We start from the raw sequence: 18,626 nt of genomic DNA, 5'->3' as shown, positions 1-18,626 counted from the left end.
CGCCCGCGGCATCCGCTGTTCGATAGTAAGGAAGACCATGCTGCTCACCTCTCAGAAGACGATGACGTCGCTGTCGGCCCCCGCGCAGGAACCAGACGCGCAGGGGCGCGAGTGGTGGCGTTCGGCCGTGATCTACCAGGTGTATCCGCGCTCGTTCGCCGACGCGAACGGCGACGGCCTCGGCGATCTGCCCGGCGTCACGGCGCACCTGCCCGAGCTGCAGCGGCTCGGCGTCGACGCGATCTGGCTCTCGCCGTTCTTCACCTCGCCGCAGCGGGACGCGGGCTACGACGTCGCCGACTACTGCCAGGTCGACCCGGCGTTCGGCACCCTTGACGACTTCGAGCGGATGCAGTGGCGCGCCCACGAGCTCGGCATGCGCGTGATCGTGGACATCGTTCCCAACCACACGTCGAGTGACCACGCCTGGTTCCAGGCGGCCCTCGCATCGGCTCCCGGCAGCGTCGAGCGGGAGCACTACCTGTTCCGCGACGGCCAGGGCGATGAGGGGCAGCTTCCACCCAACAACTGGGAGTCCGTCTTCGGCGGCAGCGCGTGGACCCGCGTCACCGAGCCCGACGGCACGCCCGGCCAGTGGTACCTGCACCTGTTCGACTCGAGCCAGCCAGACCTCAACTGGCAGGACGAATGGGTGCGCGAGCAGTTCCGCGGCGTGCTGCGGTTCTGGCTCGACCGCGGCGTCGACGGGTTCCGTGTCGACGTGGCGCACGGCATGATCAAGGCCCCCGGTCTGCCCGACTACACGCCGCCGGCTGAGGGCGGCAGCATGGGCGGCGGCGCGCCGAGCGACGGTGCACTCGACGGCATGCAGCCGGCCGCCGAAGCAGAGCCGCCGACCGCGCCGTACTGGGCGCAGGAGGGCGTGCACGACATCTACCGCGACTGGCACCGCATCCTCGACGAGTACGAGGGCGACCGCGTGCTCGTCGCCGAGGCGTGGGTCGAGCCCATGTCGAAGCTCGCCAAGTGGGTGCGCTCCGACGAAATGAACCAGGCGTTCAACTTCGCATACCTCGAGATGCCGTGGCAGGCGTCCGCTCTTCGCGGCGTGATCGACACGTCGCTCGCGGCGTTCGGTTCCGTCGGTGCGCCCAGCACGTGGGTGCTGTCGAACCACGACGTGGTGCGCCACGCGACGCGTCTCGCGCTCACGTTCGACAACCCCCAGGGGCACGGCATCGGCCCGAACATGCCCGTGCGCCCGGACGCCGAGCTGGGGTTGCGCCGCGCCCGGGCGGCCACGGCGCTCATGCTGTCGCTGCCGGGCTCGAGCTACCTGTTCCAGGGCGAGGAGCTTGGCCTTCCCGAGGTCATCGACCTTCCCGACGACGCCAGGCAGGACCCGACGTGGACCCGCACGAACGGCGAGCGCTATGGGCGCGACGGATGCCGCGTGCCGCTCCCGTGGCGGGCGGCGTCCCCGGCCTTCGGTTTCAACAGCACGGGCGAGAGCTGGCTGCCCCAGCCCGCCGACTGGGCCCGCTACGCGCGCGACGCGCAGGAGGGCGACCCCGCCTCGACGCTGGCGCTATACACGCGGCTGCTCGCGGAGCGCAAGGCGCACGGGCTCGGGCTCGGCGAGGTGCGGTGGCTCGACGGATACCCGGAGCAGGTCGTCGCACTGCGCAACGGCGATGTCACCGTGATCGCGAACACGGGCTCGACGAGCGTTGAACTCGGCGACGGCGAGGTGCTGCTGGCGAGCGGGCCGCTCGACGGGCGCCTGCTGCCGGCCGACACGACGGTCTGGCTCGCCTGAGGCTGGCTCGCCTGAGGCCGGCCCGCCTGAGGCCGGCCCGCCTGAGGCCGGCTCGCCTGGCTCCACCCCGCCCGACCCTCGCCTGACTCCACCCCGCCCGACCCTCGCCTGACCCCACCCCGCCCGACCCTCGCCCCCCTCGCGGGACCCGATACCGGCTCGCGGGACCCTATACAACGGGTCTCGCGACGCACTTAAGGGTCCCGCGAGCCGCTGGGAGCCGGCGCGGGTTAGAGCGACCTCTCAGGTCGCGGGGGCCTCAGTTGGCGTGAGCCTTGAGCCACGCGAACGGGTCGACGTTCGTCGTGCCGTTCAGGCGGATCTCGAAGTGCAGGTGCGGCCCCGTCGAGATTCCCGTGGAACCGACGTTCCCGATGATGTCGGTCACCTTCACCTGCTGGCCCTTGACGACCTTCAGCGAGCCCGGGCGCATGTGCCCGTAGACGCTGGAGACGAGCTGACCGTCGATCATGTGGTCGATGATGACGTGCACGCCGAGTGCGTTGTCGTTGTACGGATCGACCTCGCGCACCGTGCCGTCGGCGATCGCCTGGATCGGCACCCCCGCGCCCGGGTCGAAGTCGACGCCCTCGTGGAAGGTCGAGGCTCCCTCGGTGGGGGCGATGCGTGGCCCGTAGTACGAGGCGATCGGCACACCGACCGGGAACGGCCACTGGATCGTGCCGAGCGGGTCATTGGTGAACGTGTCGGCGATGCGCATGTGGCTCAGCGCCACAACCTGCTGGAACGACTTCACGTCGTAGCCATCGCGAACGACGGCCTGCTCGCTCACGTCGGCGCCCGTCGTGAGCGACTGCGACGGCAGGGAATCCCCGGCAGCAGCGACCGTGCGGGAGACGGGATCGGCCTGCGCGGCCACGTCAGCGGGGCTCAGCAGGGCAACCGCGGGAACGGATGTGGCGATCGCCATCGCGGCGACGAACGTCATGGCCACGAGGCTCGCGCTCTTGCGCACCCTGGCACGCCCGCGGCCCTTGTGCGCGGATCGGTGAGGGGCGGAGTGCGCGTGCTGGCGTGCTGAGACCAGCGGCGGCATGCGCAAGGGACCCTCGGGCAGGGCGACCGGTTGCGCGGCGCCCGGGGTCGGAGCCGGAGTGGTGGGCTCGACGGCGGGTTGCGCGGCGCCTGGGGTCGAAGCCGGAGCGGTGGACTCGACGGCGACGGGAGCGGCGGCCTCGACGGCGACGAGAGCGGTGGCGTCGTGTTCGCCGGCGCCGGGAGCGGGGGCGCCGGCGGCGGCGGCCTCGGCACGTTCGCGCGCCCGCAGCTCGCGGCGCGTCAGCGGCGCAGCTGCGGCATCCGCTTCGAAGCGAATCGGGGTCGACCGTGTTTCGGGGCCGCTCACAGCGGTGCGATCCACGGGTTCAGACACAGGCGAAGGTACTTCCGGCTTCAATCGGGTTCGGGTGGTGCGGTTCGTGGCTTCGGCGGAAACCGATTTTGGTAACGAACGGATAAAGAATAGCGGCTCGAGGCTGAGAGCACCATGACCAATCCGGGTGCCCCTCGTGCTCAGCAATCGGCCGCGTTGAAATCTTTCAAAAGGCGCTCGAGCGCCTCGAAGAGCTCGGGCTGGGCAGCGAGGGTGAACGCCTCTGTCGCCGCTGCGCCGTCGAGGCCGCCCACCCGCGCGCCCGCCTCGGCGGCAATGAGGGCGCCTGCGGCATGGTCCCACGGCTTGAGGCCCCGCTCGTAATACGCGTCGAGCCGACCGGCGGCGACATTGCACAGGTCGAGAGAAGCGGCGCCGATGCGGCGGATGTCGCGCACCCGCCCGATCAGCCGCTGCACCACCGCAGCCTGCCTCTCGCGACGGCCGGCGTCGTAACCGAAGCCGGTGCCGACGAGAGCGAGAGCGAGCGGCGTCGATGCGGGCACCGCCAGGCGCCGGTCGCCGAGACGCGCCCCGCCGCCGCGCGACGCCGTGAACAGTTCGTTGGTCGCCGGGTTGTAGACGGATGCCGCGAGGGCGCTCCACGCGGTCGGGTCGGCCTCGCCCTCCACCACTGCGATGCTCACGGCATACGCCGGAACGCCGTAGAGGTAGTTCGTGGTGCCGTCGATCGGGTCGACCACCCAGGTGAGGCCGCTGGTGCCCGCCGTGGCGTCGGATTCCTCGCCGTAGAAGCCGTCGTGCGGCCGGGCCTCGGCCAGCAGGGAGCGGATGAGCTGCTCGGACTCGCGATCGGCGTTGGTGACGACATCCGTCTGGCTGGACTTCGTCTGCGCCACCTCGACGCCGGCGGCACGGCGGGTTCGCACCAGCTCGCCGGCCTTCAGCGAGAGGTCGCGGGCGAGGTCGAGCAGTTCGGTGGGTTCGGTCGGGGAGGGAGACATCCCCCCAGCCTGCCATGCCGCCGAGCGTGGCGGGCCGCCCGCCCTGCCATGCCGTCGAACGTGGCAGGCCACCCGCCCCAGCCGCGCCGTCGAGCGTGGCAGGCCACCCGCCCCAGCCGCGCCGTCGAGCGTGGGTGTTCGCGACGAACGAGGGTGTTCCACCTGCATGGTTCGTCGCGAACACCCACACTCGGCGACGCGCGGCACGCCGAGAACCCGCCTACGAAGCGGACGGCGCCGGAGCGCGAGCAGTAACACACGCGAGCGCCGGAGCGCGAGCAGCAACACACGCGAGCGCCGGAGCGGACACCTGGAAAAAGTGGCGAGTGAGGTGTCTGGGTTCAGGACATCGTTCATAGATGAGTCGCGACATCGTTCATAGCCAGGTGGCGGCAACGATGGTTCATGTCGAAAGCTCGTGTGATCGTGTTGTCCGTCGTCCACCAGGGACTCACCAAGGCTGAAGCTGCCGCCAAGTTCAACGTTTCCTGGCGGTGGGTACACACGCTCGTAACCCGATACGAGGCCGGCGGCCTGGAGGCTCTGGAGCCGCGCAGTCGACGGCCTCGCTCCAGCTCGGCCGCCTCGGCGTCGGTCGACACCACGCTCACAAAAACGTCCTCATCCTCATCGACGAACACCAAGCCACCGTCACCGACCACACCACCGGCGAAATCCTCGGCACCTACAACATCGAACCCAACAAGAACTACTGGCGCAACCAAACAAAGAAGCCCGGCCGATGGCCGGGCTCCGAAACTAAACAATGACCCGACTCATCTATGAACAATGACCCGACTCATCTATGAACGATGACCCGACTCATCACAAAGTGGCGAGTGAGGGATTCGAACCCCCGAAGTCGTAGACAGCTGATTTACAGTCAGATCCCTTTGGCCGCTTGGGTAACTCGCCATGCGCCCTCGACCACGTGTATTCACCTGGCCGAGCGCGCTTCACAAGGATACTAGGCGCTGCGCCGCATCCGTAAATCGTCGTGGTCAGTAGGATTGCCTGAACATTGTGCAAGCGCTTGCGAGGGGGCTATGGGCGGTATCGACGAGGTCGCGCGGCTCGCCGGCGTCTCCACCGCCACGGTTTCGCGGGCGCTCAGCGGCAACGGCGCGGTCTCCCCCGCGACTCGAATGCGGGTCGTCGACGTCGCGCACTCGTTGGGCTACGTCGTGTCGTCCAACGCCTCGAGTCTCGCTTCCGGGCGCACGAAGAACGTGGGCGCGGTCGTGCCGTTTCTCAACCGCTGGTTCTTCTCCTCGGTCATCGAGGGCGCCGAGCGTGCGCTGCTTCGCGCCGGCTACGACCTCACCCTCTACAACCTCGCCGGCGGCGGTGACGAGCGCCGCAGCGTCTTCGAGCACTTCCTGCTTCGCAAGAGAGTGGATGCCGTCATCGCCATCTCGCTCGAGCTCACCGAAGACGAGGTGAGCCGGCTGCTGGCGCTCGGCAAGCCCGTCGTCGGGGTGGGAGGTCCGCTTGCCGGCGTTCCGACGCTCATGATCGACGACGTGCGGGTGGCTCGCCTCGCCACCGAGCATCTGCTCGCGCTCGGCCACACGCGCATCGGCCACATCGGCGGAAACGAAGCGAGCGATCTCGACTTCCACATGCCCGCCAGCCGCCGCACCGGCTACGACGAGGCGATGCGCGCCGCGGGCCTGGCGCCCGAATCCATGCCGTTCCACGCCGGTGACTTCACCATTCAGGGCGGCTACCGCGCGGCGGCCCAGCTGCTGGGCGAGCAGAGTTCGCGACCGACGGCGGTGTTCGCGGCATCCGACGAAATGGCCATCGGCACCATTCTCGCGGCGCGCGACCTGGGGCTGAGCGTGCCGCACGACGTCTCGGTCATCGGCATCGACGGCCACGAACTCGCCGAGTTCTTCGGGCTCACGACCGTGGAGCAGTTCCCCGAGCAGCAGGGCGAGCGTGCCGTCGAGCTGCTCATGCAACGCTTGGCGACGGATGCCGTGGAGCAGCCCTCGACGAGTGAGTCGCTGCCGTTCAGCCTCGCCGTGCGGGCGAGCACGGCGCCGCCCGTCGGGTAGGACGCTTCACTCACCCGGATCGGTGATGGCTCCCGTCGACTCCGACTCGATCACGACGTGGCGCGTGCCCAGCTCGTCGGCGAGCGCCTGGCCGTCCTGGATCGCCTCCTCTTTACTCGAGAAGCTGCGGGAGCGCTCGGGCTCGCCCACCACCCGGTTGACCCATTGCCCCTGGTTGTCGAACGTCTCAACGTCGCCCGTGGCCATCGCTCCTCCTCGGATGCTGTCGCCTGTCGGCTGCTATCGGTGATCTTGGTCTATGACCTGCGGTATGTGGTCTGCGGTCTGGGTTGTGCGGTCTGTGTTCAGTCGCCCTCGCTTTCAGCTAACCCGGCGGATGCCGCGGCGACAACCCCGCCGTCAACTGCTGGCCGATAGAGTGTGGCAGTGGACGACGGAGCACGAATGGGCACGACCGAGGCACCTGTCGGTTCGAACTATTCCCGGCGACATCGCGCAACTGCGCCAGCGGATGCGGTCGGCAGGCTCGAATGGGTCACGCAACGCCTGGCGCGGTCGCTGCAACGCGCGGTAGAACTCGTCGCTGCGGATAACGACATCACAGTCGCCGAGTACCACCTGCTTCTGGCGACGAGCGATGACGTCGGCCGGTCGAACGCAGAGCTTGCCCGTCTCATGTTCGTCACACCGCAATCGGCCAATCACGTTCTCGCCGATCTCGAACGTCGCGGATTCGTGGCGCGTACCGACGACCCAAACCACGGCCGGGTGCGCAAGACCGCGCTCACGTCTGCGGGCCGGACCGTGCTCAAGGCCTGCACCGACCGCATTGCCGGTATCGAGGCGCGGGTGCTGGCCGGGCTCGACGAGGAGCAACGCCGCATTCTGCTGCCTGCCCTGCAGCAGGCCGCAGACACCATCGCCGGGGGCTACTTCGGCGACACGGCTGAAGAGCTGCGTGCCGTCGCCCATCGGCGCACCCGCCAGCCCCCCTCGTGAACCTCGCGTCCGCCTGAAAACCCTGCTCAGTGCGGCCAGCCGCCGCCCAGTCCGAAGCGGCAGAACTGCAGCGCGTGCCGCAGGTGCTCAATGTCGCCCTCCGGCAGGGTCGAGACCATCTGCTCCTCGATCCAGCCGACGGCGGGCCTCAAACGCTCAAGCAGTTCATGTCCGGCGCTTGTGACGGTCAGAAGTTGTCGCTGGTGGTGCGACGGATCGCGCGCGCGCGACACCATGCCGTGCTCTTCCAGTTCCGCCGTGACCGTCGACATCGACTGCGGTCGCACGAACGAATTCTTCGCCAGCTCGGCGGATGTCAGGCCGGGGCGCCGCGCGAGAACGGTGAGCGCGGTGTATTGCGTCACGGTCAGACCGGCCTCGCGGGTCACCGACTCAAGCCGGGAACGGATGGCCAGCTCGACCTGCTTAATGAGGTACAGCAGCGTCACGCCCTCACGCCCCGCGTCAGCCGGACCCGGAGGGCGCGCCGTCTCGACGCTCACGTGGCCAGCCCGGCGATGAAGGCACTCATCGCATGCTCGACATCGCTGAGGTCGAGCGTGCGAGGGTCGGCGTTGCTTGCGCGGATCTCGAGCACGGCGATGCCCGCTTCCTCAAGCGCGAGCGTGATGAATGAAGCGCCGGGAACGTCGTCTGCGACGAGATGCACCACCCCGTCGACCCCGTGCGTCCTGGCCTCCTTCACGTACCATTCCGGCGCGAGCGGCGGCGCGTAGAGCAGATCGGTGATGCCGACGAAGCGCGCCGCGAGGGCCTGGATGGCGTCGTCACCGTAACGGATGTAGCCGTCCGCGGCGATCGCGAGGTACATCGACCACACGAAGACGGCGCCGTACTCCTCCTCGAACCGACGGTACATGGAGGTGTCGCTCCAGAGACCTCGGCCAACCCACATCAGGCGGGTACGCTCCCCCTCGCAAACGGCGCCCCCCGCAGCGACCATGCCGGCGACCTCGTCGCGCAAGGCCCTTGCCGCGTCCCTTCCCCATTCGCTGCCCCGATGCCACTGCGGAACCATGACCGCGGGAATCGTGTCTGACACGCGCACGGGAGTGGGCCGGGCCGCCGCGATCAGGTCGCGGGTCTCCCGGTTGTACTCCTCCTGCTCGTTGATCAGCCGCATCACGCGCTCAAGCCTGCTCAACTCGAACGTGCGCCCGGTACGTTCCTCGAGAAACTCGATGAGCAGCCGGTTCTCCGCCGCCATCAAGGCAATGCGCTCCGGCCCGAAGACCCGGTCCCAGTGCCACCGGGCCAGTTCCCACCACGGCCCGTCCGGCGTGATGGCGGCCGTGCGCTCGTAGGCGAAGTAGCCGATCGATGGGTCGTCCGTCCAGGCCTCGAAAACCTTGCCGGTGGCATCCCCGCTCAGTTCCGCGATGACGAGATCCGGCTTGGGAAGGCCGCCCCAGGGCGCGCCTTCGGCATCCAGCCCGCGGGACCCGAGGGCGAGCACGTCGTATTGCCTGCTGTCGTCCGGGTAGCCGCTGCGCGCGACCTGCTCGAGGCTCTCGGCGGCGGCCTGCTTGGCCGTCACGATCGACGCCCACCATTGGTTGACGACGTACGGGATTCCCATCGCGCGCAGAATTTCCTGCGGCGCGTCGGCGTTCACCAGCGCGAATCTCTCGCCGTCGGCGACGGCGGCGCGCAACGACGCAAACCACTCGCGCTGATGGGTAAGGGCGGCCGACGCGGATTCCAGCCGCGTCACGATGCGGCTCGCAGCGTCTCGACGACCGCCACGACCTGTTCGAGGTCGTCGGCCGCCTCGCCGCGCACCATCGCGGCGGCCACGTCGGCCTGTTCGCGCTGGTGCCGCCAGTCCCACGCCGGGGCCTCGTCGTGCGGGCGCACCACGCTCAGCAGTGCACGGGCGCCGCTCGCCGCGATTGCCTCGCGCGTTGCCTTCGCCCTGGCGGCCATCGTCGACGATGCCGCGGCGGGCGCACCAGCAAGGCGGGCCGTCGCGAGCTCGCGTAGCAGAGAGTCTCTGTCCCGCGCGATCCGTGCCGGGAGCCGGTCGGTGAGAATCGGGTCACCCCAGTCGTGGTCCTCGCCCACGACCCTGGCGCCCGCGCCCTCGATGGCGCGGTACACCTCATCCCCGAGCGGCGCGCTTCCCGTGAGGAAGACCGGGAAGCCGGCATCGTCGGCCTCCGAACCTGCGTCGCGCAACAGTCGCGCCGCATCGGTCGGCGGCAGCGCCGCAGCGACCCGGTAGCCATGCAGGGCCGCCGTGCCGCTGAGTCTCCCGGACCGCCGCCAGGAGCGCCGTCGCTCGAGTTCGCCACGAACATCCGCGAGCTCATTTCGCGCTGCCTCGATTGACCGCGTCGAGATGCCGCCCGAAGCCCACGCCTCGACCATCTCCCACATCGTCGCGAGCTGAGCGACGTTGTACTGCAGTGTGCTCTCGCGGTTCTGGTGCACCTGATCAACGAGGTGCACCGGAGGGGCGATCGCGCCGCGTCGGTGCAGCTCCTGCAGCGTGTAGAACAGCCGCACCGACGCCTCGCAGTCGCGCGAGACGAGAATGCCGCGGAGGAAGTCCAGCGATCCTGCCATCACCGCCGCCAGCACCCGTGACGCCGCACGATCGACCGCGCGCCCCATCACCGCATCCGCCTCGTCGGTCAGCTCGTCGCCGGGGGCAATGCGGTACGGATGCGCGCCGGAGGCGGCGACGAGCACGGCGGGCACGTCGCGCCCAACGATTCCAATCACCGGCCGGCCCGACGCGGCCACGATCGCCACCGCGGAGCGCACATCGCGCGCCGCTCGTTCGAGTTCCGATGTCATAGGGCGCCGGCATCCTTCAGAGCCGCGATCTGCCCCTCGTCGTAACCGAGGAGCTCCGTGAGCACCGACGCGGTGTGCTCGCCCAGCCAGGGTGCGGGCCGGTCGAGCGATGTGCTGCTGCCGGAGAAGATGATGGGCACGCCGGATCCGTAGAGCTCCTCGGCGACGCCGAAGACGGGGTGGCGGAGCTGCTCGACTTCGCCACGGCTGAGCACGAGCGGATCGCGAACCGCGTCACCGGTTTCGCGAACGGGCGCCGAGGGAACACCGTGCTCCTCGAGGCGCCGAACCGCTTCCGCCGCCGTGAGGTGCTGCGCCCACCCCGCGATCATGGCGTGCAGCTCATCGGCGTTATGCACGCGGTTGTCGCGCCGGGAGAATCGGTCGTCGTCCGCGAGCTCGGGCACACCGAGCGCCTTCATGACGCCCTCACTGAAGGCGTCGGTCGGTCCGCACAGGGCAAACCAGCCGTCCTGGGTGGCGAAGACGCCGAACGGCGCGAGCCGGGGAACGTATGAGCCGGTGCGCAACGGCATCCCGATCTTCTCGAATGCGTCGAACGGCTCACAGGCAACGAGCGAAGTGAGGGTACCGAGCATCGAGACGTCCACATGCTGCCCTTCGCCCGTCCGCTCGCTCTCGAGAACCGCAGCGAGAACGCCGATCACGCCGAACAGCGGCGCGACCATGTCGGCAATCGGCAGCCCGAACCGCACGGGCGGGTCGCCGGGACTTCCCGCGGTCAGCATCGTGCCGCTCAGCGCCTGGATGATGGTGTCCATCGCCTTGCCGCTTCCGGGGCCACCCTGCGCGCCGAATCCGCTGATCGACGCGTACACCAGTCGACGGTTGAGCTCGTGCAGGGTGGCGAAATCGACACCGAGCCGCTCGGTCACGCCCGCACTGAAGTTCTCGACGACGACGTCGGCCGTAGCCGCGAGCTCGAGGAACACCCTGCGACCTTCGGGAGTCTTCAGGTTGAGCGTCATGCTCTCCTTGTTGCGCCCGCGCAGCATCATCGACACCGACATGTCGTTCTCGCCGGTGCGCCGCGCCTGCAGTCCGTTCTCGCTGTAATAGGGAGCGTTGTTTCGCGAGGTGTCTCCGCCGCGCTCCGGGTTCTCGACCTTGATGACGCGCGCCCCGAGCCCGGCCAGCAGCAGCGTGGCATACGGTCCTGATAACGCGGTCGTGAGGTCGAGTACCGTCTTGCCGGTCAGTGGTCGCGCCGTGTCGTTCATTCGGTGTCTCCTTGTTGTTCAGACGAGCGGATGCGCACCTCGTCGCCTTCCCAGGCGAACTCGGTGCGGAACCCCTCCTCCGCGGTGATGCGTCGGATGTAGTCGATGACCGTTCGCCCGAGGTCGTCATTGCCGTGCGGCACCGGCCTGCCCTTCTCGTCGATCCAGCAGGGCACGATGCCCCAGTGCAGATGCCCGGAAGGTGAGACGTCGAGCACGGCGACGGCCGTGTTGCGGCTCTCGGGGTGAAACGGGTACCAGCTGGGCAACCTGGGGTCCGGCTCGAAGCCGAACAGGGTGCGGCGGCGCTCGGCCCATCGGCGCTGCTCCTCGATTCCTGCCGCAGCGGGAGTGAGGGCGTCGGTGACCGTCACGAAATTGCCGAGGCCGTGGAAGATCGCGCGGTCGCGATACAGCTCAACGCCTCGCATGATGTGCGCGTGATGACCGATCACGGCCGTGGCGCCGGCATCCACGGCAGCGTGCGCGATCTCGCTCTCGTAGGCGGCGAGTTCGGCGGGCACGTGTACGAGGCCCTTGTGCAGGGCGACGACGAGGATGTCGACCGCCGCAGAGGCCTCCTCGGTGCGACGCCGCATGTCGGCCAGCGAGCGCGGGTCGGCGAACGTGTGCACGGTGGGTGGTCCTCCGGGGTTCGCGCCGACCGCCTCATAGTGGGAGTGCACGTGCACGTAGGCGCCGCCGGGCCGCCGGCTGGTCGCCCAGCTGTCCCTCGGGCCGACGCAGTTGAACGAGAGCACGCCGATCGTGCGCCCCCCACGCGACACGACGACGGGCTCGCACGCAGCCTCGAGATCCGCCCCGGCACCCGTCGTCTCCATGCCGACCGCGCGGGCGGCCTCGATCGTCTCGGCGATGCCCTCGCCGCCTGCGTCGCCGATGTGATTGCCTGCGAGAGTCAGAACGTCGAAGCCGGCTCGTGCCACGGCGGCCAGATGCGCGGGGTCTGCCGGCGGAGCCGGCACATCCGCCGTCGCCACGGTGCGCGTCGTCGCATGCGGCACTTCCAGCTGACCGATCGCTACGTCGGCGGCCCGCAGGAGTGACGACGCCGCCGTGAAGAACTGGTCGGGGTTCGGCCGGTCGACGATGAGGTCACCGACAGCCGCAATACGAATCGCATTCGGAACGGCGCGCATCATGAGCGCATCGGCGGTTCCGCGACGCCGTTGAGTTCGTCGACGAACACGCGCACCTCACGAGCGAGACGCTCCGGGGACTCCTCGCCGATCATGTGGCCGCCGTCCTCGAACAGCACCGCCTTCGCTCCGCGAACGTTCACGGCGGCGCGCAACGCGGACTGCGGCGAGATGACGCCATCGCGCATCGCCGCGAGTATCAGCACCGGCACGTTGATGCCTCGGTAGACTTCGGCGAGCGCCTCATCAGTGGTGGCGTCGGGGAACGGCTTGCCCTGGTTGATCTCCGCTTCATCGTCGGGTCGGCGTGCCGCTTCCTCGGCCGCTATGGCGAAGCGGCGCCGGCGCGACTCCAGCAGCGCGGGATCGTCGCTCCAGCCGGCCATGTGCTCAAGGATCCCCGTCACGACCTCAGGGTCGTGACGCTGCTCGATGAACCGGCGGCGACCGGCGGACGACGCCGTGCCGCCCTCGCGGTCGTGCGGGGTTCCGACGACGGAGACGAGCGCCTTGAGTCGCTCGGGATTGCGGCAGGCGATGTGCCAGCCGATCCCTCCCCCGTGCGAGATGCCGGTGTAGATGAAGCGCTCGACGCCGAGGCAGTCGGCGAACGCGCAGACATCGTCGGCCCACTGGTCGAGCCAGCTCTCCGGCGGCCGGCTCGGGTGCGTCGAGCGCCCGAAGCCGCGGGCCTGGATCGTGTAAACGTGGTACGAGGTGGGTTGGCCAGCGAGGATCTCGGGGTACGCGCCCGCCGCGAATCCCATTGCCGACGACAGCACGATCTCATCGCCCGAGCCGAACTCCTCGTACCAGAGCTCGCCGTCTCCTATATCCATCACGCTCATTGCTGCCTCTCCTCTATACGGCGACGCTGACGTTCTTCACGCCGGGCCCGCTGCTCAGCAGGGTCCGGCACCGGCGCGGCGGCCAGCAGCGTCTGGGTGTACCTCTCGCGCGGGCGCTCGTAGACCTGATCCGCCGAGCCCTTCTCGACAATCCGGCCGCCCTGCAGCACGACGATCGCGTGCGAGATGTGGCGTACGACCGAGAGGTCATGCGAGATGAAGAGCAGGCTCAGCCCGAGGTCCTGCTGCAGTTCTGAGAGCAGGTTGAGCACCTCCGCCTGCACGGAAAGGTCGAGAGCGCTGACCGGCTCGTCGCACACAATCAGCCGTGGAGACAGCATGAGGGATCGCGCGATGGCGATGCGCTGGCGCTGGCCCCCCGAGAATTGGGCGGGATAGCGGCGCGCGGCATCCGGGCTGAGACCGACCCTTTGCAACAGCATCGCGCTGCGATCCGCGATCGCGGCCGTCGTCATTCGGTGCTCGCGCGGGGCGACCCGGCACGGCTCCGCAAGGGTGTAGCCGATCGTCTTGCTCGGATCGAGTGAGCTGTACGGATCCTGAAAGATCACCTGCCGCTGCGACCCGAGGGCGCAGCGCTCGCGTCGCGGCATCCGCGTGATGTCCCGGCCCTCGAACAGCACTCGGCCGCCCGACATCGGCAGCATTCCGAGAATCGCCATGCCGGTGGTCGTCTTTCCCGAACCCGACTCGCCGACGAGTCCGAGCGTGGTGCCGGTCGGAATCTCGAAACTCACCCCGTCGACCGCGCGCTTGCGACGACGGCCGGTGCCGTGTTCCACCACCAGGTCCGTCACCTCGAGGATCGGCTGTTCGGCGCTCATGCTCTCACCTCGGCAAGCTCGTCGATGTGGATGCACCGGCTGGCTCGATCACCCTCGAGGTGCACGATGTCGATCGGCGCAACGCGGCACGCCTCGGTCGCCAGGGGGCAGCGTGCCGCGAAATGGCAGCCGACCGGCCACTCCTGCGGTGCCGGAACCGACCCCCCGATGGTCGGCAGCGGTTTGCCGGGCTCGGCGCCGTGCGGGTTCGAGCGCAGCAAGGCGGTGGTATACGGATGGCGCGGAGCCGCGAACACATCCGCGACACGTGCGCGCTCCACCACCTCGCCCGCGTACATCACGATGGCCCGGCTGCAGAGGTCCGCGACGACGCCCCAGTCATGGCTGACCAGGATCACAGCCATCTGAGTCTCCTCCTGAACTGTGCGCAACAGGTCGAGGATGTCGGCCTGCACCGTCACATCGAGCGCCGTGGTCGGCTCGTCAGCGATCAGCAGCTCGGGCCGACCGGCGAGCGCCATCGCGATCGCCACGCGCTGAGCCATGCCTCCCGAGATCTCGTGCGGATACCGTCGGGCGATCGCGGGGTCGAGGCGCACCGCGGCCAGCAGTTCCTCGCAGCGCGCCCGCGCGTCGGCTCGGCTGACCCGGTCATGGGCACGCACGGCCTCGGCGATCTGCGAGCCCACCCGGAATGAAGGGTCGAGGGCCACCATCGGCTCCTGCGAAATCATGGCGATCCGAGCTCCCCGCACCTCCCGCAAGCGAGCGTGAGGCATGCCGACCAGTTCTTCGCCGCTCAGCCGGATCGATCCGCCCGTCACGCGGCCGTTGGCTCCGAGCAGGCCGAGCAGCGCGAGAGCCGTTACCGTCTTGCCGCTTCCGGATTCGCCGACCAGGCCAACCACCTCGCCGGGATGAATGTCGAAGTCGACCCGCTGGATCGCGGTCGTCTCCCGCCCTTCCGCCCCGAATCCGACCGTGAGGCCGCGAACCGACAGCAGCGCCCCCGGCGTCACGGCCATCCGTGCTTCGTCGTCTCGGTCTGCACCCGTCGTGTGCACCTGGCTCTTCCCAGCCTGCGGTGCCGAGGGCTTGCCCTCGAGGCCGGCAAGGGTGAAGCGCTCCTGGTTCGCGTCGCGTACGGCGTCTCCGAGCAGGCAGAGAGCAAGCGTCGTGAGCGCGATAACGCCCCCCGTCGGCACGAGGAGCCAGGGGTCGATTTGGATGATCGTGGCCGCCTCGGCCACCATGCCGCCCCACGTCGGAGACGGAGGCGGCGGCCCGAACGCCAGGAACGCGAGGCCCGTCTGGATGCCGAGCGTCGCCGCGGAGAACAGAGTCACCTGCACGAGCAGAACACCGCGGATCTGCGGCAGCACATGGTTGGCCATGATGCGTACCCGGCTGAGCCCGGACACCCGAGCGGCCCCGATGTAGAGCTCCTGCCGCACAGAGAGCGCAGCGCTGCGAAAGACGCGGATGAACGCCCCGCTCGCCAGCACACCGACACTCACCATCGCCACGAACATGTTGTTGTTGAAGATGGCAAGCACCGCCAAGGTGATGATGGTGCCGGGAATCGACAGCAGCACATCGACCACGCGCAGGATCACGCGGTCGAGCAGCCCGCCGACGTAGCCGGCGAGGATTCCGAGCGGGATCGCGATGATCAGCATGGCGACGACCGCCACGACGACGCCACTCAACGACTCCTGCCCGCCGAAGAGCAGGCGGCTGAGAACGTCACGCCCGAGAGAGTCGGTACCGAGCAGGTGTGCGACGCTTGGGCCCTGCCTGACGATTCTGAGATTCTGTGCGAGTGGGTCGTGCGGAGCGATCCACTGCCCGGCGAACGAGGCACCGACGATCAGAATCAGAACGACACCGGAGACGACGCCGAGCGGCTTGCGCAGAACGCGCCGAACAAGACCCGCCGACATCGCACGGCTTCCATTGCTGCGGTTCATGGCACGCGCACCTTCGGGTTCAGCACTCCGTAGAGCAGATCGATGATCAGGTTCACGATGATCACGAACAGGGTGAAATAGACGCCAACGCCGAGTACGACCGGCAGGTCATGCGACATGGTGGCCTGGGTGACGAGTGTTCCGAGGCCGGGGAGCACGAAGACGTTCTCCACAAAGACCGCTCCGGTCAGGGCTCCGACTACCGTGATGCCCAGGATGGTCAGTGAGGGCAGGGCAGCGTTGCGCAGAACGTGCTTCAACACGATTGACCGCTCACGGATGCCGGTGGCCCGCAACACGCGGATGTAATCGCGGGCGAGCACGTCCATCGCGGAATCGCGCATCTGCTTGGCGACGATCGTGACGCCTCCGAGCGAAAGGGCCGCCACGGGGAGGACAAGTGAGAGGAGCCAGCGCCCAGGATCCTGCAGAAGTGAGGTATAGCCGGTCGCGGGGAATATGCGAATCGCGACGGCGAACAGAGCGACGAAGAGTATTGCAACCCAGTAGCTCGGCAGGGCCAGTCCAACGAGCGAGATGGCGTCGAGAAACTTGCCGAGAACGCCTCCCCGAACGGCACTGAGCAATCCCAGACCGGTACCGATCACGGCGACGACCAGTGTCGACAGAAGGATCAGCGACAACGTGACCGGCACACGCGCGAGGATCAGCGTCTCGACCGGGTCTCCGCTGAACACGGATGTGCCGAAGTCACCGTGCAGCACCCCGCCGAGCCACGTTCCGTACTGAATCAGCAGTGGCTGATCCAGGCCGAGTTGGTCTCTGAGCCGGGCGATCGAGTCGGGCGTGGCGTTCGCACCGAGGATCGTGCGAGCCGGGTCGCCAGGCACAAGCGACATCAGCAGGAATATCGCGATCGAGGAGATCACGATCAGAACGATCGACAGAAGCAGTCGATTGACGATGAGTCGAACCATGGGACGCAGTTCTCCAGAGGGCCCGGCCGGTCTGACCGGGCCCCGTCGGTGGGTGGGTGGAGCGGTCTTCTACTTCGTGCGCTTCCAGGCGTACTTCGCGTCGGGCGCCTGCGGCAGCGGGTTGGGGTTGAGCGCCGATGCCGTCACATTCGTGATGTTCTTGCCGATTGCGAAGATGTTGTCCGTCGATACCGCCGGCAGGAACCATGCGGCATCATTGGCGGCCTTCGTAATCTTCTCGTAGGCCTCCGTGCGCGCCGAGTCGCTCGTGCTGGACTGGGCGTTCGAGTACAGCGTGTTCAGCGACTCGTCAGTGTTGCCGAAGGGGTTGGTGACCCCGGGCTGGGTGAAGTTGGTCAGCACCTGCGCCGAGTTGGCTCCGACAACCGGCCAGATGACCGCGGGGTACTGCTTCGTGAGCGATGCCTGGATGAAGTCGGGAACCGAGTTCTTCACCACGAGATTCACCTTGATGCCGATCTTGCCGAGGTCGCCGGCGATAGCCTGCGAGATCGTGGTCTGGCTGTCGAGGATATTTTCCGTGAGAACGGTCAGCTCGAAGCCATCCGGGTATCCGCCCTTCGCCAGCAACGACTTCGCCTTGCTGACGTCGTAGTGGAAGCCGTAGTCAGAGACGTAGCCGTTGGTGCCCTTGGCTCCCATTTGGCCGTTGGCCTGGGTGTACTCCGCGCCGAGTGCCGTCGCCAATGCGTCACGGTCGATCGCCATCGCCATGGCCTGGCGTACGTCGTCGTTCTTGAGCGCCGGAACGAGCGTGCCTTGCGTGTCGGCCAGCGTGAGGCCCCAGGTGAAGAACGGGGCGGTGACCAGCTTGAGTCCCGACGATTTCACGGTGGCTGCCGTCGTCGGCGAGACGCCCGCGAAGTCGACCTGACCGGTGGTCACAGCGGACGACACTGCGCTGGGGTCACCGATCACTTTGACAACGATCTTGTCGAACTGCTGAGCCTCTGCATTGAAGTACTTCTTGTTGCGTACGAAGGTGTACGACGCGCCGGAGACCGACTGAGAGGCTGAGTAGGTGTATTGGCCGGTGCCATCGCTCGAGGTGAGCAGGCTCTTCGGGTTGGCCAGGCCCTTCGGACCGATGATCTGACCCACGCTCCAATACTGCGAGAGGTAGTAGGGCGCATCCGGGTATGCCGATGTGTACGAGATGACGACGGTATCACTGGCCGGCGTGGCGATGTCGCTGATGGGGCCTGCGTACCGCGCGTCGCCGCCGCCCGCCTTGAGGAAGTACTCGAGCGATGCCTTCACCGCGGCGGCATCCATCGTTGCCCCGTCGGTGAATGTCACCCCTTTGCGAAGCGTGAGCGTCAGCTTGGTGTTACCTTCCGAAAGCTCCCATTTGGTTGCCAGGTCGGGGATCAGCGTGCCGTCGCCGGTCTGGTAGATGAGAGAGTCGTACGGCAGCGACGTGAAGATGGCGCTGCCGCCGGAGCCGCCCAGTGCCGGGTTCAGACTGATGGGCACGCCAGCGAACTGGGTAGTGAGGGTTCCGCCCTTGGTGCTCGTCGGCTCGCTGCTCGAACCTGCGGACGAACACGCCGTGACGCCGCAGATCACCGCCAGAGCTGTGACGGCCGCCAGCGCGATTTTCCGCACGGGGCTTCGTGATGCAGACATGGTGCTCCTTTGCAATGTGTGCGACTCCT

17 protein-coding genes and 1 tRNA gene are annotated in these 18,626 nt (G+C 68.1%); 4 read left to right on the top strand and 14 right to left on the bottom strand.

Annotation, left to right across the window (positions count from 1 at the left end):
- Positions 1-37 precede the first annotated feature (37 nt).
- Positions 38-1,780: a glycoside hydrolase family 13 protein gene (locus tag OSC27_RS00295; protein ID WP_416348790.1), complete on the top strand. Its 1,743-nt coding sequence runs from the start codon at positions 38-40 to the stop codon at positions 1,778-1,780.
- A gap of 259 nt (positions 1,781-2,039) precedes the next feature.
- On the opposite strand, the gene OSC27_RS00290 is transcribed toward OSC27_RS00295, so the two are convergent.
- Together OSC27_RS00290 and OSC27_RS00285 are read right to left on the bottom strand one after the other, a co-directional pair.
- Positions 2,040-3,161 carry a M23 family metallopeptidase gene (locus tag OSC27_RS00290; protein WP_267179431.1) on the bottom strand — a complete coding sequence of 374 codons (1,122 nt, stop codon included), beginning with the start codon at positions 3,159-3,161 and terminating at the stop codon, positions 2,040-2,042.
- A 152-nt stretch (positions 3,162-3,313) separates the two neighbouring features.
- Positions 3,314-4,138 (bottom strand): inositol monophosphatase family protein, encoded by an 825-nt coding sequence (locus OSC27_RS00285; protein WP_267179430.1) that lies wholly within the window; start codon positions 4,136-4,138, stop codon positions 3,314-3,316.
- Positions 4,139-4,543: 405 nt separating this feature from the next.
- Between OSC27_RS00285 and OSC27_RS00280 the strand changes: the two genes are divergently transcribed.
- The gene (locus tag OSC27_RS00280) at positions 4,544-4,924 is read left to right on the top strand and encodes a helix-turn-helix domain-containing protein (RefSeq protein ID WP_267179429.1); all 381 of its coding nucleotides are present in this window, start codon (positions 4,544-4,546) and stop codon (positions 4,922-4,924) included.
- Positions 4,925-4,971: 47 nt separating this feature from the next.
- On the opposite strand, the gene OSC27_RS00275 is transcribed toward OSC27_RS00280, so the two are convergent.
- Positions 4,972-5,053 (bottom strand) — tRNA-Tyr (locus tag OSC27_RS00275).
- Between the two features lie 131 nt (positions 5,054-5,184).
- Between OSC27_RS00275 and OSC27_RS00270 the strand changes: the two genes are divergently transcribed.
- Positions 5,185-6,201, top strand: coding sequence for a LacI family DNA-binding transcriptional regulator (locus OSC27_RS00270; protein WP_267179428.1), 1,017 nt, complete (start codon positions 5,185-5,187; stop codon positions 6,199-6,201).
- 6 nt (positions 6,202-6,207) lie between these two features.
- Here OSC27_RS00270 and OSC27_RS00265 read toward each other — a convergent pair whose 3' ends face one another.
- The gene (locus OSC27_RS00265; RefSeq protein ID WP_267179427.1) at positions 6,208-6,408 is read right to left on the bottom strand and encodes a DUF2188 domain-containing protein; all 201 of its coding nucleotides are present in this window, start codon (positions 6,406-6,408) and stop codon (positions 6,208-6,210) included.
- A 180-nt stretch (positions 6,409-6,588) separates the two neighbouring features.
- Here OSC27_RS00265 and OSC27_RS00260 point away from each other — a divergent pair, with 180 nt between their 5' ends.
- Positions 6,589-7,161, top strand: a complete 573-nt coding sequence (locus OSC27_RS00260) for a MarR family winged helix-turn-helix transcriptional regulator (protein ID WP_267179426.1) — start codon at positions 6,589-6,591, stop codon at positions 7,159-7,161.
- Between the two features lie 26 nt (positions 7,162-7,187).
- Here OSC27_RS00260 and OSC27_RS00255 read toward each other — a convergent pair whose 3' ends face one another.
- The 10 genes from OSC27_RS00255 to OSC27_RS00210 form a co-directional block, all read right to left on the bottom strand.
- Positions 7,188-7,664, bottom strand: coding sequence for a MarR family winged helix-turn-helix transcriptional regulator (locus tag OSC27_RS00255; RefSeq protein ID WP_267179425.1), 477 nt, complete (start codon positions 7,662-7,664; stop codon positions 7,188-7,190).
- Positions 7,661-8,896 (bottom strand): 2-hydroxyacyl-CoA dehydratase family protein, encoded by a 1,236-nt coding sequence (locus OSC27_RS00250; protein WP_267179424.1) that lies wholly within the window; start codon positions 8,894-8,896, stop codon positions 7,661-7,663. The genes OSC27_RS00255 and OSC27_RS00250 overlap by 4 nt, the downstream gene beginning before the upstream one ends.
- Positions 8,893-9,984 carry a 2-hydroxyacyl-CoA dehydratase family protein gene (locus tag OSC27_RS00245; protein ID WP_267179423.1) on the bottom strand — a complete coding sequence of 364 codons (1,092 nt, stop codon included), beginning with the start codon at positions 9,982-9,984 and terminating at the stop codon, positions 8,893-8,895. The genes OSC27_RS00250 and OSC27_RS00245 overlap by 4 nt, the downstream gene beginning before the upstream one ends.
- Positions 9,981-11,225 (bottom strand): CaiB/BaiF CoA transferase family protein, encoded by a 1,245-nt coding sequence (locus OSC27_RS00240; protein WP_267179422.1) that lies wholly within the window; start codon positions 11,223-11,225, stop codon positions 9,981-9,983. The genes OSC27_RS00245 and OSC27_RS00240 overlap by 4 nt, the downstream gene beginning before the upstream one ends.
- Positions 11,222-12,388, bottom strand: coding sequence for a CapA family protein (locus OSC27_RS00235; RefSeq protein ID WP_267179421.1), 1,167 nt, complete (start codon positions 12,386-12,388; stop codon positions 11,222-11,224). The genes OSC27_RS00240 and OSC27_RS00235 overlap by 4 nt, the downstream gene beginning before the upstream one ends.
- Positions 12,385-13,233: an alpha/beta fold hydrolase gene (locus tag OSC27_RS00230; RefSeq protein WP_267179420.1), complete on the bottom strand. Its 849-nt coding sequence runs from the start codon at positions 13,231-13,233 to the stop codon at positions 12,385-12,387. The genes OSC27_RS00235 and OSC27_RS00230 overlap by 4 nt, the downstream gene beginning before the upstream one ends.
- Positions 13,230-14,078, bottom strand: a complete 849-nt coding sequence (locus OSC27_RS00225) for an ATP-binding cassette domain-containing protein (protein WP_267179419.1) — start codon at positions 14,076-14,078, stop codon at positions 13,230-13,232. Before OSC27_RS00225 ends, OSC27_RS00230 begins: the two co-directional genes overlap by 4 nt.
- A complete protein-coding gene (locus tag OSC27_RS00220) occupies positions 14,075-16,009 on the bottom strand; it encodes a dipeptide/oligopeptide/nickel ABC transporter permease/ATP-binding protein (RefSeq protein ID WP_267179418.1) in 1,935 nt (644 codons plus the stop codon). The genes OSC27_RS00225 and OSC27_RS00220 overlap by 4 nt, the downstream gene beginning before the upstream one ends.
- Positions 16,006-16,947 carry an ABC transporter permease gene (locus OSC27_RS00215; RefSeq protein ID WP_267179417.1) on the bottom strand — a complete coding sequence of 314 codons (942 nt, stop codon included), beginning with the start codon at positions 16,945-16,947 and terminating at the stop codon, positions 16,006-16,008. The genes OSC27_RS00220 and OSC27_RS00215 overlap by 4 nt, the downstream gene beginning before the upstream one ends.
- Positions 16,948-17,016: 69 nt before the next feature.
- On the bottom strand, positions 17,017-18,597 hold the full coding sequence (locus tag OSC27_RS00210) for an ABC transporter substrate-binding protein (protein WP_267179416.1): 1,581 nt from the start codon (positions 18,595-18,597) through the stop codon (positions 17,017-17,019).
- Positions 18,598-18,626: the final 29 nt, after the last annotated feature.

Origin of the sequence: Microbacterium sp. STN6, from assembly GCF_026410545.1 — a bacterium.
Lineage (GTDB): Bacteria > Actinomycetota > Actinomycetes > Actinomycetales > Microbacteriaceae > Root112D2.
The sequence above is the reverse complement of the archived record's forward strand: the minus strand, read 5'-3'. Positions and strand labels throughout refer to the sequence as shown.